This is a genomic window from Archangium gephyra (assembly GCF_042230915.1).
Classification (GTDB): Bacteria; Myxococcota; Myxococcia; order Myxococcales; family Myxococcaceae; genus Archangium; species Archangium gephyra_B.
On the sequence record NZ_CP102578.1, the window covers coordinates 11744133 to 11756985 of the forward strand.

The 12853-nt window shown below is 68.4% G+C and carries 8 protein-coding genes; 7 read left to right on the forward strand and 1 reads right to left on the reverse strand.

Annotated features, from left to right (window positions below; all coding sequences use genetic code 11):
• Positions 1-177: 177 nt before the first annotated feature.
• Positions 178-1941: a sigma 54-interacting transcriptional regulator gene (locus NR798_RS46630; protein ID WP_375769107.1), complete on the reverse strand. Its 1764-nt coding sequence runs from the start codon at positions 1939-1941 to the stop codon at positions 178-180.
• Between the two features lie 333 nt (positions 1942-2274).
• Here NR798_RS46630 and NR798_RS46635 point away from each other — a divergent pair, with 333 nt between their 5' ends.
• The 7 genes from NR798_RS46635 to NR798_RS46665 all read left to right on the forward strand — a co-directional run bounded on the left by NR798_RS46635 (position 2275) and on the right by NR798_RS46665 (position 12576).
• A complete protein-coding gene (locus tag NR798_RS46635; RefSeq protein ID WP_375769108.1) occupies positions 2275-5499 on the forward strand; it encodes an FAD-dependent oxidoreductase in 3225 nt (1074 codons plus the stop codon).
• A 52-nt stretch (positions 5500-5551) separates the two neighbouring features.
• Positions 5552-9277 (forward strand): serine/threonine-protein kinase PknK, encoded by a 3726-nt coding sequence (locus tag NR798_RS46640; RefSeq protein WP_375769109.1) that lies wholly within the window; start codon positions 5552-5554, stop codon positions 9275-9277.
• A gap of 72 nt (positions 9278-9349) precedes the next feature.
• Positions 9350-9748: a hypothetical protein gene (locus tag NR798_RS46645; protein WP_375769110.1), complete on the forward strand. Its 399-nt coding sequence runs from the start codon at positions 9350-9352 to the stop codon at positions 9746-9748.
• A 31-nt stretch (positions 9749-9779) separates the two neighbouring features.
• Entirely contained in the window at positions 9780-10181 is a 402-nt protein-coding gene (locus NR798_RS46650) for a hypothetical protein (RefSeq protein WP_375769111.1), read from the forward strand.
• Positions 10182-10212: 31 nt separating this feature from the next.
• A complete protein-coding gene (locus NR798_RS46655) occupies positions 10213-10602 on the forward strand; it encodes a hypothetical protein (protein WP_375769112.1) in 390 nt (129 codons plus the stop codon).
• Positions 10599-10952, forward strand: coding sequence for a hypothetical protein (locus NR798_RS46660; RefSeq protein WP_375769113.1), 354 nt, complete (start codon positions 10599-10601; stop codon positions 10950-10952). The genes NR798_RS46655 and NR798_RS46660 overlap by 4 nt, the downstream gene beginning before the upstream one ends.
• 19 nt (positions 10953-10971) lie before the next feature.
• Positions 10972-12576 (forward strand): FAD-binding oxidoreductase, encoded by a 1605-nt coding sequence (locus NR798_RS46665; protein ID WP_375769114.1) that lies wholly within the window; start codon positions 10972-10974, stop codon positions 12574-12576.
• The last annotated feature ends 277 nt before the right edge of the window (positions 12577-12853 follow it).

A 12853-nucleotide genomic window follows, 5' to 3' on the forward strand; every position in this document is an offset into this window, starting at 1 on the left:
GGGACCCGAGCCACTTGGGGCTCCCGGTCAGGAGTTGGACAGCAAGTGGCAGTGCGACCTGCCGCTCCCGTCCCCTCAGCGAAGAACGTGCCAGCTTTCAAACAGGCCATTTCCCTGGGGTTCGGGCACCGCCTCCCACCAGGATGCGTGTCGCAGGGACGTGGGCGCGTGCCGCCCCTACGCGCCTCCGCTGGACTCCCCGCCCTCTGCGGTGAGCAACTCCAGGAACTCGGGGCCCGGACGTCGCACCTCGCGGCACAGCACCTCCACCTTCTCCAGCTCCCGCCGCAAGGCCTTCTGGTGGTTGCGGCTCTTCACCAGTGATTCCCGCCCCATCAGCCGGAACGCCTCCTCTCGCCCCACCTGCTTCGCGGCCGTCCCCAGCACGAAGCCCCTGAAGCTCTCCGCCAGGTCGATGTCCAGCGGCGTCTCCCGGCGCTGCGCCTCCTGCAAGAAGGCCTTCGCGGCATGGCACAGCGCGTCGATGAGCTGAGAGTCCTCCGGAGCCGCGTCATAGGCCAGCGCCTGCTGGACGTGCTTCTCCCGCAGCTCCAGTTCCTGCGCGGCGCCCCCCTGGTCCACCATCGCCAGCGTGTAGGCCCGGCGGATGATATTGTCGAGCTGCCGCAGGTTCCCCGGCCACGCACTCTGCAGCAGCAGCCGCTCCGCCTCCGGAGTGATGCGCGCTTGGCCACCCGGCGACTTCTCCTGGTGTCGGCGGCTCACCATGTAGCGCGCCCACAGCGGAATCTCGTCCTGCCGCTCATCGAGCGGCGGCACCCGTAGGGGCAGCACGTTGATGCGGTAGTACAGGTCCTCCCGGAAAGCCCCCTTGCGCACCGCCTCACGCAGGTTGGCGTTGGTCCCGATAATGAACCGGACGTTGGCGCGCTGGTCTCCCAAGCCTTCCCCCAGCACGCGGTAGGTGCGCTCCTCGAGCACGTGCAGCAGCCCCGCCTGCGCCTTGAGGGAGAGCTTGTCGATCTCATCGATGAACAGCGTGCCCCCCTCCGCGCGCGCGATGCTCCCCGGGTTATCCCGCACTGCCCCCGTGAAGGCGCCTCTCCTCCAGCCGAAGAGCTCTCCCATCTGGAGATCCTCGGGCACCGTCGTCAAATCCAGGCTCTCGAAATGCCCCTGCCGACGGCCGGAGCGCTCGTGACACCACCGCGCGAGCCGCGACTTTCCCGCTCCCGTCGGCCCACTGACGAGGATGGTTTCCTCCTGCTGGGCGAAGACGCGCAGCACCGGAACCAGGCTCGCCATCGAGGCGCCAATAACGGGCAGGAAGTCGTCCGTCCCGGGGGTCGCGATGGGACGCGGGGGCAGACCCGTCAGCCAGGCCACCGAGATGTCGGCCAGCAGTTGCAACTGCCGCCCCACCTCCTGCCAGATGAACTCCTGTCCAAGCGCGGCCATGCACTCCGCCTCGAAGGAAATCATCCCATCGATGCGCCCACCGGGGACACGCAGCGGGAAGACACACACATGCGTGGCCTGCCGGCCCAGCAAACGCCGCTGGCTGTCCTGGTTGAAGGTGGCGCTCTGGGGGCGGACGTCCTTGCCCGGCACACCTCCCCCCAGAGGCTGGAGCGACTTCAGGTTCACGTCGATGGCCACCGCGCAGCCATGCTCCATCACCGCGCGCCATGCGGACGCGGAGGCCAGCAGGGCCACGTCCTGTCCCGCTGGAGTCAGCGCGCCCTCGCCCTGCTTGCGCCCCCGTACCGACTCCGCCTCCAGCACCGTCAGCCGACGGTAGGCGTCGTCAGGCCGCACGTGCACCACACCGCGCAGCAGCCGCCCCCGGCGTGAGAAACGGCCCGACTCCAGGGCGCGTTCGGCGCACAGGAGCATCGCACGCAGCGTCTCGTAGGCCGCCTCCTCGAAGTGCTTCGACGAGTGCATCGCGGCGAGAAAAGAAGACAGCTCTTCCGACATGGGCCCCCTCTGGCCGTCCCGGACTTCCCGTTGAGAGCCCACAGGATGGCATTCCCCGCGGCGCGTGACGAGCCTTGGTGCGCAGCGTCTTGCCCTTACCCTGGTGAAGCCCCGCCCGCGTCCCTCGGCAACGCACCCGCCTTCCTCAAGGGCTTCCCGCCAGGACGCAGCCGCGTTCCAGGAAGACGCACGCAGCCCTCCCGCCCGCGCCCTTCCTCCCGGCGTCCCGAGGGAAGGCCTGGACTGGCTCGCCGATTGCTGAACGGTGCCCGCGTGCCACCATCGGCGCGCGGGCCCGCCTTCCGGGCTCCTTTGCGAGGGGAAAAGACAGACATGCCTCAGGCTTCGAAGCCAAAGAAGATCGCCATCCTGGGCGGTGGTATGGCCGGGCTCACCGCGGCCTTCGAGCTCACCCGTCACCCCGACTGGAAGCAGCATTATGAGGTCACCGTCTACCAGCAGGGCTGGCGCCTGGGCGGCAAGGGCGCCAGCGGACGCAACCAGGAGAAGGGCCAGGGACTGCGCAGCGAGGAGCACGGCTTCCATGTCCTCATGGGCTTCTACACGCAGACCCTCGGCATGCTCGAGGACTGCTACGAGGAGTTGGGCAAGATCCCCGAGGAACAGGCGCGCCCCCACCGCCCCTTTCCCACCCTGAAGAGCGCGCTCGATGCGCACGACGAAATCCACTTCATGGAGACCGTCGACAACGAGCAACACATCTGGCGGCTGCGACTCGAACCACGCGAACAGCCCGCGCTACCGGCCTTCCAGACGCTGTGGAGCGAGCTTGGCCTGAATCCAGGCAACAACCTCCTCCCTCCGCGCCAGGGCTGGAGTGACGCCGACAGGCTGACGCAACTCCTGCTCGAGCGCATGCAACCGGCCCTTGAGAGCCCCTTCCTGGGTGACACCACCCACCACCTCATCCAGAAGGTGAGGAACTACTTCGAGCGGACTGAACCCTCCACGTCAGCGCTCTCGGAGGAGCGTGAGCTCATCCCCATCCTCGCCCAGGCGCTACTGGGCCGCGCCCGCACGGAACAGAAGGGACGGGCCCGGGCCACGCGTGAGCAGGTCATCCCACTGCTCGAGCAGGCTCGCGGTGACCGCCACGCCCTGGCCGAGCGGCTGGCCTCCGGGAAGGACGAGAGCCGTCGACTTCGCATCCTGCTCGACCTGGGCTTCACCATTTCCCTGGGCCTTAACCGCAACAAGCTGGCCAACCCCAAGGCGGACCTCGGCCAGCTCGACATGTACGACTTCAAGGAGTGGCTACGGCTTCACGGCGCGGAGGAGGAGTCCATCCATTCCGCTGTCGTCGAGGCCGGCTACAATCTCACCTTTAGCGCCGGGCGTACGCTGGCAGCAGGAGCCGCCCTGCAGGGTTTGCTGCAGATGCTCGACTACCACGAGCACCTGTTCTTCAAGATGAAGGCGGGCATGGGCGAGGTCGTCATCGCCCCCCTCTACCGCGTCCTCGCAGCCCGAGGAGTGCGCTTCGAGTTCTTTCAGTGCGTGGAGACACTCCACCTCTCCAAGGACAAGCAACGCATCGCCTCCATCGACATGCTCGAGCAGGTGGCGCTCAAGAGTCCCGAAGCCGGATACGACCCGTTCCTCCAGGAAGTGGAGGGACTGCCCTGCTGGCCGGTGACCCCCCGCTACGACCAACTCCGCGGCGGCGAGGATCTCCGGAAGCGGAGCTTCGACTTCGAAGCCCCCCCCTCGAAGGAAGCGAACAACTGGCGCCAGTGGCAGGACGTGAGGAAGTGGAAGCTGGAGCTCGGTGAGGATTTCGACCATGTGGTGCTGGGCATCTCCATTGGTGCGTTCCGCGAACTCTGCCCTGAGTTGCTCGCCAACGACGCAGGGATGAGGCAGATGGTCGAGAACATTCCGACCACGGCCACCCAGGCCACCCAACTCTGGTTCTCCGAGAAGCTGGATGATGGCATGGGCTGGAAGCGCCACAAGGGAGTCATGGCCTGCTGCCCGCGTCCCTTCGACACCTGGGCGGACTGCAGCCAAGTCCTCGGCACCGAGCGGTGGGCGGGCACCGGGAAGAACCCGAAAACGGTCGTGTACCTCTGTGGCCCACTGGATGAGGGTGCCGCGGCCCCGCCCACGTCCGTGCTGACCGCGTCCGCGAGTTCCCTGAACGACGTATCGAGTTCCTGGCTAACCGAGCACCTGGGCATGCTGTGGCCGGAGGTGACCCCCCGCCTGCAGCAAACCGACACGTTCACAGTCGACGGAGGACAGCAGCCGCTCATCGTCGCGCGCTACCACCGCAAGAGCATCCACCCTTCGGATCGTTACGTACTGACTCCGCCCGGCAGCACCCGGTACCGGCTGCCTTCGCACGGCACCCGCTATGACAACCTTCTGCTCGCCGGAGACTGGGTGCTCACACAACTCAACACCGGTTGTGTCGAGTCGGCCGTTCTAGCCGGTCAACAGGCCGCAGAGCAGTGCCGGCTGCGGCTCTATTTCGACACGCCCGGCCAGGAGGAAGAGACCACCCTGAAGCCTCCCCGACTGCCCGGGCCCGTCCGTTATATCGAGAGCCAAGTAGCATCCACCTGGCCTGGCCCCTTTCGCCAGCGGGAAACCCTGCTGCACTCGTTCTTCCTGGAGTGTGACATCCAAGCCCTCCAGTCACTCTGCGACACCTTCTTCAACGAACTCCAGCAGGAACACCGATACGAGCCCCTGGGCAACTTCGCCATCTTGCAGTGCGCTCGCATCGATCGCTCCGAATCACAGCACGAGGAGTTCGGGCTCCTGGGGGTCATGAAGGAGCGGGAGATCGGCATCTCCATTCCGCTCATCGGCAGGAGCAGGACTGCTCAGGGCACGTACACGGCGGAGCGATTCCTGCTCTTCCAGCCGTACCTCTTCGTGGATACTGGCGCGGCGATGGCCGTGGGGCGCGAAATCTACGGCTTCGCCAAGCAGCACGCGCACCTGCACATGCCCGAGAAATGGGGTCAGCGCGCCCTCTTCTCCGCCTCGCCCCTGGTCATCCACGAGCGTGGAGGTGTCGCCTCCATGCAGGAGTTGCTGCAGGTGGTTCGCCTGCGCCCGGACGGCAAGTTCCCGGAGAAGGACGAGGAAATTCCGCTCCTCCAGCAGCCTCCCGAGCGAGAGCGGTTCGATGACATCAATACGGCCCTGACCACGATTGGAATGGGGCTCATGACCCACCCACGCGTCCAGATGACCGACTCCATGGAGGGGCTGCTCGGAAGCAACACGCGCATGCTCTTCCTCAAGCAATTCCGTGATGCGCAAGACACCTCACGGGCCTGCTATCAGGCCATTGTGGAGGCGCCCTTCACGTTCCCCACTCCGCTCCGGATTGGCGCGCGATTGCCAGATGATTTCCGGATCCGCTTCAAGCCGCATTACAGCCATCCCCTGGCAAACGACCTGGGCCTGAAGATGGAACAGGACGGTACCGTGACGCCCCTGCTGGCCACCGTTCTCGAGCTGGACTTCGACCTCGAGCATGGCCTGGAGATGTGGCGGGCCGGGAGCCTCTTGTACCCATGACGCACCCGACCACCGGTTTCCGGTAATTTGAGAGGGCGCCGCGGGTTCTGCCATGCTCCGCCGCATGCAACCTGCGGCGGTGCTCCCCCAGCAGCTCGGCTCCATCGGGCCCTATCTCCTCCTCGAACAGCTCGGTGTGGGCGGCATGGGCGTGGTGTACCGCGCCCGGCACTCCGGCACCGGGCAGTTCGTGGCGCTCAAGACGGTCCGGCTCCCGGACGCGGCGATGATGCGCGGCCTGCGCCGGGAGATTCATGCGCTCGGGCAGCTGTGCCACCCCGGCGTGGTCCGGGTCGTCGCGGAGGGAGTGGAGGACGGGCTGCCCTGGTACGCGATGGAGCTGCTCGAGGGCACCACGCTGAGGCAGCTTTGGGCGTCCTGGTGGCGCGAAGGCGCCGGGGAACTTCCCGCCGCGGGAAGGTTGTCTGAGTCCCTCCTGCTGGTGCGCCGCATCTGCACCGCGCTCGGCTACCTCCATGGCGAGGGCATCGTCCACCGCGACCTCAAGCCCGACAACATCCTCGTCCTCCCCAGCGGCCAGCCCGTCCTCATGGACTTCGGCCTGGTGTCCGCCTTCGGTGGTGCCCGGAGCCGTGAATCGCTCGACGTGGGCGGCACCATGGAGGGCTCCTCCGGCTACATGGCACCGGAGCAGATCAGTGGTGACCTCGTGGACGCGCGGGCGGACCTCTACGCGCTCGGCTGCATCCTTTATGAGCTCGTGACGGGACGGCCCGTCTTCCCGGGCGAGGGCTGGGACGTCCTGCGGCAACACCTGACCGAGCTCCCCTCGCCGCCCTCGCGGTGGGTGCGGGACGTGCCGCCCGCGCTGGAGGAGCTCCTGCTGCGGCTGCTGGAGAAGCAGCCGCGAGATCGTCTCGGCTACGCCAGCGACGTGTCTGCGGTACTTGCCTCCCTCGGGTCCACCGGGGACGACGGAGGGGGCCCTCCGCAGCGGGCCTACCTCTACCGCCCGGACTTCGTCGGCCGCCAGCCGCTTATGCAAGAGGTGGAGCGCGCCCTGGATGAAGCCCGCTGGGGCCAGGGACACTGTGTGTTGCTCGGTGCCGAGAGCGGTGCGGGCAAGACGCGGCTGGCCATGGAGCTGGCCACGGTGGCCAACCGCCGGGGTTTCCGCGTCATCACCGGAGAGGGCCTCCCCCTCGAGGTGGCGGCGACCGCGGGGACGAGCGCGCGCGGGGCTCCGCTGCATCCCTTCCGGCCGCTTCTGCAGGCCGTGGCGGACCACTGCCGGGCCGCCGGAGCCCAGGCCTCGCAGTCGCTGCTGGGCGAACATGGGCCGCTGCTCGCGCTCTACGAGCCCTCGCTCGCACGGCTCTCTCCGCGGGCCGTGGCCGAGCCTGCGGAGTTGCCCGCCCAGGAGGCCCGGCAACGGTTGCTGGGCTCCTTCACCCGGGTGCTCGCCGCCTTCGCCGCAGAGCAGCCCTTGATGCTCGTGCTCGACGACCTGCAATGGGCCGATGAGCTCTCGCTCGCCGTGTTGGAGCACCTGCAACGGGGTGAGCTCGCATGCCTGCCGCTGCTCGTCCTGGGCACCTGGCGTCCCGAGGAGGAGAACGAGTCCCTGCGCCGGCTGCTCGAGGCGCCCGGCCTCACCCGCGCGAAGCTGGAGCGGCTCGACGCCAAGTCCGTGGCGACGATGGTGTGCGGCATGCTGGCGCTCCGCACGCCCCCCCGAGCCTTCGTGCAGTACCTAGCCCACCAGTCCGAGGGCAATCCCTTCTTCGTCGCCGAGTACCTGCGCACCGCGGTGGATGAGGGCTTGCTCAGGCGTGATGCCACGGGCATCTGGCAGGTCACGGAGCGGGGCGTGGCCCTGGACCGGTTGGAGCAGGCCCTGCCGCTCCCTGGCTCCTTGCGCGAGCTGCTGGGACGATGGGTCTCCGGGCTCCGGCCCGGCGCCCGCGAGCTCCTGGAGCGCGCGGCCGTCCTAGGGCGCGAGTTCGATGGCGCGCTGCTGCTGCCCGAGCGTCCCGGGGATGACGCGCGCCAGCTGGAGGCGCTCGAAGCGCTGCGCGTGCGGAGCGTGCTGGAAGAAGCGGGCGAGGGGCGGTTGCGGTTCGCTCACGACAAGCTGAGGGAGATCACCTACGAGAGCACCCAGCCGGAGGCGCGGCGGCACCTGCACGCGGAGGCCGCCCGGGCCATCGAATCCCGGTACATGGGCACAGACACTCTCCCACAGCTCTACGGTGCGCTCGCCCATCATTGGGCCACCGCCCAGGCCGAGGAGAAGGCCTTCCATTATCTGGAGCAGGCCGCCCGCCATGCCCTGCGCATGAGCGCCAACGTCGAGGCGGCCGACCATCTCCAACGCGCGCTGGCCATGGATGCCCAGCGGAGGGAAGAGCGGACTCCGGGGCACCACCGGGCCACCTGGGAGTACCTGCTCGGCGAGGCCTTCTTCGGCCTGGGAGATCTGGCCCGCGCGCAGGAGCACCTGCACCAGGCACTGCGGTTGCTCGGGCAGCCACTGCCCGGAAAGAAGCCTGCCTGGGGTGGGATGCTGCTCGGGCAGATGACCCGGCAGGCCGCCCATCTCCTGCGCTCCGAGCCGGCGGTCGAAGCGAAGCCATCCGAGCAGGAGACCCTCCGGGTGGCGGCGCTCGCCACCAGCCGACTGTGCGAGTGCTACTACTTCTCCCAGGACATGCTCGCCGTCTCGGCCTCGGCCCTGCGCGCGGTGAACCTGGCTGAGCGCGCCGGACGCCGGGGTGAGGTGCGGCGCCAGTATGCCCAGCTCGGCTACATGGCGGGGCTGGCCCGGCTGCATCCGCTCGCGCGGCACTACTTCCGTCTTGCCCGGGAGGGAGGAAGCGCCGCTGGAGAACTCGCGGGTATCGCCACGGCGCTCTGGTACGAGTCATCCTACGAAGTGACGTTCGCGAGATGGAGTCATGCCGCACAACGGGCGGACGAGGCCATCCAATTGCTGGCCCGGCTGGGAAGCCAGGGAGATCTCCAAATCGCCCGCACCCTGCGCGCGCACGCGGATTACTACACCGGGCACTTCGAGGCCTCGCTTCCACGCTTCGAGGAGATCCGCGAATCGGGCCGCGAATGGTCCAATATGCAATACGAGGCCTGGGGCCTGTACTCCCTGGCGCGCAGCCTCATTCCACTCGGCCGACTCGACGAAGCTCTGGTGCGGCTCCAGGAAGCACGCGCACTGCTGGCCCGGCAGGAAGATCAGGCCTCCAGCGTCATCTGCCACGGACTGATGGCCACTACCCATCTGTACCGGGGCGAGTGGGAGCTCGCAGGCCAGATGGCCGACGATGTGATGCGGCTCACACAAGGTGCGCAGCCGACCGCCTTCACGGAAGGCAAGGGCTACGAGGGCGCCGCACTCATCCTGCTTTCGGCCTGGGAGCGGGAGTTCGCTCAGCGAGGTAGCGCTGGAGCTTCGAGCACCCTCACCCAACAAGCTCGCGAGGCGGTTGCCCGCCTGGAGCAATGCGCTCGCATGTTTCCTCTCGTACGCCCCGCAGCGCTCCGCTGCACGGGTCTCCTGCAGTGGCTCTCTGGCAATACGGCCCGGGCAGGAGCGGCGTGGCGGGAGAGCCTCGCGAGCGCCCATGAACTCGGGATGCCCTACGATGAGGCACTCGCCCGGCTTGAGCTTGCCCGGCATAGCGCGCCCACGACGTCAGAAGCGCAAGCCCACCTGCTCCGAGCTACCGAGCTGTTCTCACTCATGCGCTGTACTTGGCATCTCCGAGAGGTAGAGTTCATCCGGCAGAAGACCCCCAACTGATTTCAGGAGCAGTTCCGGGCCGCACCCGGAGTCCCTCCGGTGTCCATGTCCTCCCTGGTAGCATGGCGGCACATGTCCGCCCGTGCCGCCCTGCCCGTCCTGCTGTTGGCGCTCTTCGCGCTCTCGGCGCACGCCGATTACATCCCGAGGGGAAGCGATCTCTATTACTGCAGCAAGAAGGAGGAGGGCGACCCGTGCGGTAAGACGGGGAGCGGCACGTGCAGGGAGGGGACGTGCGTGAACGGCGGCGGCGACGAGCGTCCCGTATTGGAATTCGACTGCCTCAAGTGCATGTCCCAAGAGACCTATCGGCAGCACCAGGTCCAGACGTTGCTCCATAGGGCTCCCTGGGCGCTGGCAGTCTCCTGCCTCGTCTCGCTCACCTGGTACCAGACGCGGCGCCAGCACAAGAACGCCTCCGGGCAGAGCGGCCCCTCCGGCTCGGAGCCGCCCTCGCCCCCCACTGCCTGACACCGCGCCCAGGCTGATACGCTGGCAGCACATGTCCGCCCGTGCCGCATTGCCCGTCCTGCTCCTGTCCCTCCTCGCGCTCCCGGCGCACGCCGATATCGCGTATCCACCCGATCCCTGTGAACGGATGGAGGAGGGCGCGGTGTGCGGTCAGGACGCCACGTGCAGGCACTTGACGTGCGGCAAGGACAACGACGACGACGGCATCCTCGAATACGAATGGGACTGCCGCCTGTGCATGACCCAGCAGCAGTTCGAGACCTTCAAGCGGTACGAACAAGTCTACGCGGAGAATGCAAGCCGGACCCTGGAGGGCCGGTTGCTCCACTGGGGCCCCTGGGCGCTGGGAGCCTCCTGCCTCATCACGCTCGTCTGGTATCAGCTCCGCCGCAGGCCCTCCGGCTCGGAGCCGCCCTCTCCCCCCACTGCCTGACCCCACGCCCTGACTGCTACGCTGGCGGCACATGTCCGCCCGTGCAGCCCTGCCCGTCCTCCTGCTGGCCCTCCTCGCCTTCCCGGCTCGCGCCGACCTCTACTTCCCGGTCAACGCCTGCGAGGAGGGGGGGAAGAAAGAGGGCGATTCGTGCCGGGACAACATGACCAGCCGACAGCTGGGGCAGTGCAGGACCATGCAGTGCACGTATTGGCTTGGGAACATCCACTACGACTGCTTCCGGTGCGCGACCCCCGCGCAGTTCGCCGTCAACCAGCGCGACCGGGCCCTGAACGCCGAACAGGCCACACGTACCAGGCCCCTCCGCTGGGGCCTCGGCGTCCTGGGTGCCGGCTGCGTCCTCACCGCCGTCTGGTACAAGCGGCGCCGGTCCAAGGACACGGGCTCCGCCTCGACATGAGTGGCTTCGTCCACCTCTGGCTCATGGCCTTCGTGTGGACCCTCGCCCTGGAGCTGCCCGTCTACGTCGCGGTGCTCCATCGCCACCTCGCCCGGTGGTGGGCGCCGGTGCTCCTCACCCTCGCCCTCAACACGCTCACCCACCCGGCCCTCTGGTTCCTCGCCCCTACCTGGGAGCCCTTCTGGTCCTGGCTCCTCGTCTGGGAGACCGTCGTGGCCCTCGTCGAGTCCACCGCCGTGTGGTGGGTGTTGAAGGCCCTCGGCTCGCCCGTGTCCGCGCGCAGGGCTCTTGTCGCCGGGTTCACGGCCAACTTCACCTCCGTCACCCTGGGATTCCTGCTCCTCGGCTGAGCCGCTACGCTCGCGCCCCATGAGCACTCGCGCGACGAGCATCTGGGGCTGGGGTTACGCCGACAAGTTCCCCGACACCGAGGCACGCCGGTCCCTCGCCGGACAGGTCTCCCCGCTCCTCGGTGGCCCCGAGCTGGAGCCCCGAGAGCCCGTCGCCCCGCGCCTCCCCAGTCCCCGGGTCGCGCCCCCCGAATCCCTCGCGGCCCTGTGCTCCGTGGACGAGGCGGACCGCGCCGCGCACACCTACGGCAAGGGCTATGGGGACCTCGTGCGCGGCTTCCACGGTGACTTCTCCTCCGCGCCCGACTTCGTCGCCCATCCCCGCTCCGAGGAGGACGTGCGCGCCATCATGGACTGGTGCGGCGAGCAGCGCGTCGCCCTCATCCCCTTCGGCGGAGGCACCAGCGTCGTGCGCGGGGTCGAGGCCGCGATTGGCAATGGCTTCCGCGGCGCCGTGTCCATGGACCTGCGCCGCCTGGACCGTGTCCTCGAGGTGGACCCCGTCTCGCGCTCGGCCCGCATCCAGGCCGGTGCCACCGGGCCCGTGCTCGAGTCCCAGCTCGCCTCGTACGGCTTCACCCTGCGCCACTTCCCCCAGTCCTTCGAGTTCTCCACGCTCGGCGGGTGGATCGCCACGCGCGCCGGGGGCCACTTCGCCACGCTCTACACGCACATCGACGACCTGGTGCAGTCCACCCGCATGCTCACCCCGCGCGGCCTCTTCGAGACGCGCCGCCTCCCCGCCTCGGGCGCCGGCCCCGCCCCCGACAGGCTCGTGCTCGGCTCCGAGGGCACGCTCGGCGTCATCACCGAGGCCTGGGTCCGTCTCCAGTCCCGCCCCCGCTTCCGCGCCAACGCCAGCGTCCACTTCCCCGAGTTCCACGCCGCCGTGCGCGCCGTCCGCGAGCTGTCCCAGTCCGGCCTCCATCCCTCCAACTGCCGGTTGCTCGACGCCCAGGAGTCCTTCATGAACGGCGTCGCCGGAGATGGCTCCAGCGTGCTCGTGCTCGCCTTCGAGTCCGCGGACCATCCGCTGCAGGCCTGGATGGAGCGCGCGCTCGCCATCACCGCCTCCCACGGCGGCGAGTGCCGCGAGGGCGCCCGCTACCGCTCCGATGAGTCCGGTGCACAGCCGCGCGCCCGTGGCGCCGCCGAGAGCTGGCGCTCGGCCTTCATCGAGGCTCCCTATCTGCAAAACGTCATGGTGAGCCTCGGCGTCATCGCCGATACCTTCGAGACCGCCTGCACCTGGGACAAGTTCGACTCGCTCCACGCCGCCATCCTCGACTCCGTGCGCGGTGCACTGGAGCGCCTCTGCGGCGGCGGGCTCGTCAGCTGCCGCTTCACCCACGTCTACCCGGACGGGCCCGCGCCCTATTACACGTTCCTCGGCCCCGCGAAGCGTGGCGGCGAGCTGGAGCAGTGGATGGCCCTCAAGCAGGCCGCCAGTGACGCCATCTCCGCGCACGGCGGCACCATCACCCACCACCACGCCGTCGGCCGACTGCATCGCCCCTGGTATGACCGTGAGAGGCCCGAGCCTTTTGCTCTCGCTCTGCGCGCCGTGAAGGGCGCGTTGGATCCCCAGGGGATTCTCAACCCGGGGGTCCTCGTGGGGCCGTGACCCGCGGACCCTCGAGCGGCTGACCCTCACCCCAGCCCTCTCCCAGAGGGAGAGGGAGCAGACACGGAGCCAACCTGGGATGCGTGGCACCCTCACCCCGGGGGGCTTGCCCCCCCTTTGAACGACGGGGGGCTCCTCTCCCAAGGGGAGAGGGGAAGTGGGCCCTCCACTGTCGTCTAGCGAGCAGAATCCTTCATTTAGACTGCACCATTACAGTCCACCTCGCTGCGCCTACACGCCCGGGTAGGGGAGGATGGCCTTTTCGATCCGTACCCAT

Coding starts and splice junctions, on each gene's coding strand:
- NR798_RS46640 (WP_375769109.1), top strand. CDS start 5,552: ATGCTCCGCCGCATGCAACCTGCGGCGGTGCTCCCCCAGCAGCTCGGC.
- NR798_RS46660 (WP_375769113.1), top strand. CDS start 10,599: ATGAGTGGCTTCGTCCACCTCTGGCTCATGGCCTTCGTGTGGACCCTC.
- NR798_RS46655 (WP_375769112.1), top strand. CDS start 10,213: ATGTCCGCCCGTGCAGCCCTGCCCGTCCTCCTGCTGGCCCTCCTCGCC.
- NR798_RS46665 (WP_375769114.1), top strand. CDS start 10,972: ATGAGCACTCGCGCGACGAGCATCTGGGGCTGGGGTTACGCCGACAAG.
- NR798_RS46645 (WP_375769110.1), top strand. CDS start 9,350: ATGTCCGCCCGTGCCGCCCTGCCCGTCCTGCTGTTGGCGCTCTTCGCG.
- NR798_RS46630 (WP_375769107.1), bottom strand. CDS start 1,941: ATGTCGGAAGAGCTGTCTTCTTTTCTCGCCGCGATGCACTCGTCGAAG.
- NR798_RS46650 (WP_375769111.1), top strand. CDS start 9,780: ATGTCCGCCCGTGCCGCATTGCCCGTCCTGCTCCTGTCCCTCCTCGCG.
- NR798_RS46635 (WP_375769108.1), top strand. CDS start 2,275: ATGCCTCAGGCTTCGAAGCCAAAGAAGATCGCCATCCTGGGCGGTGGT.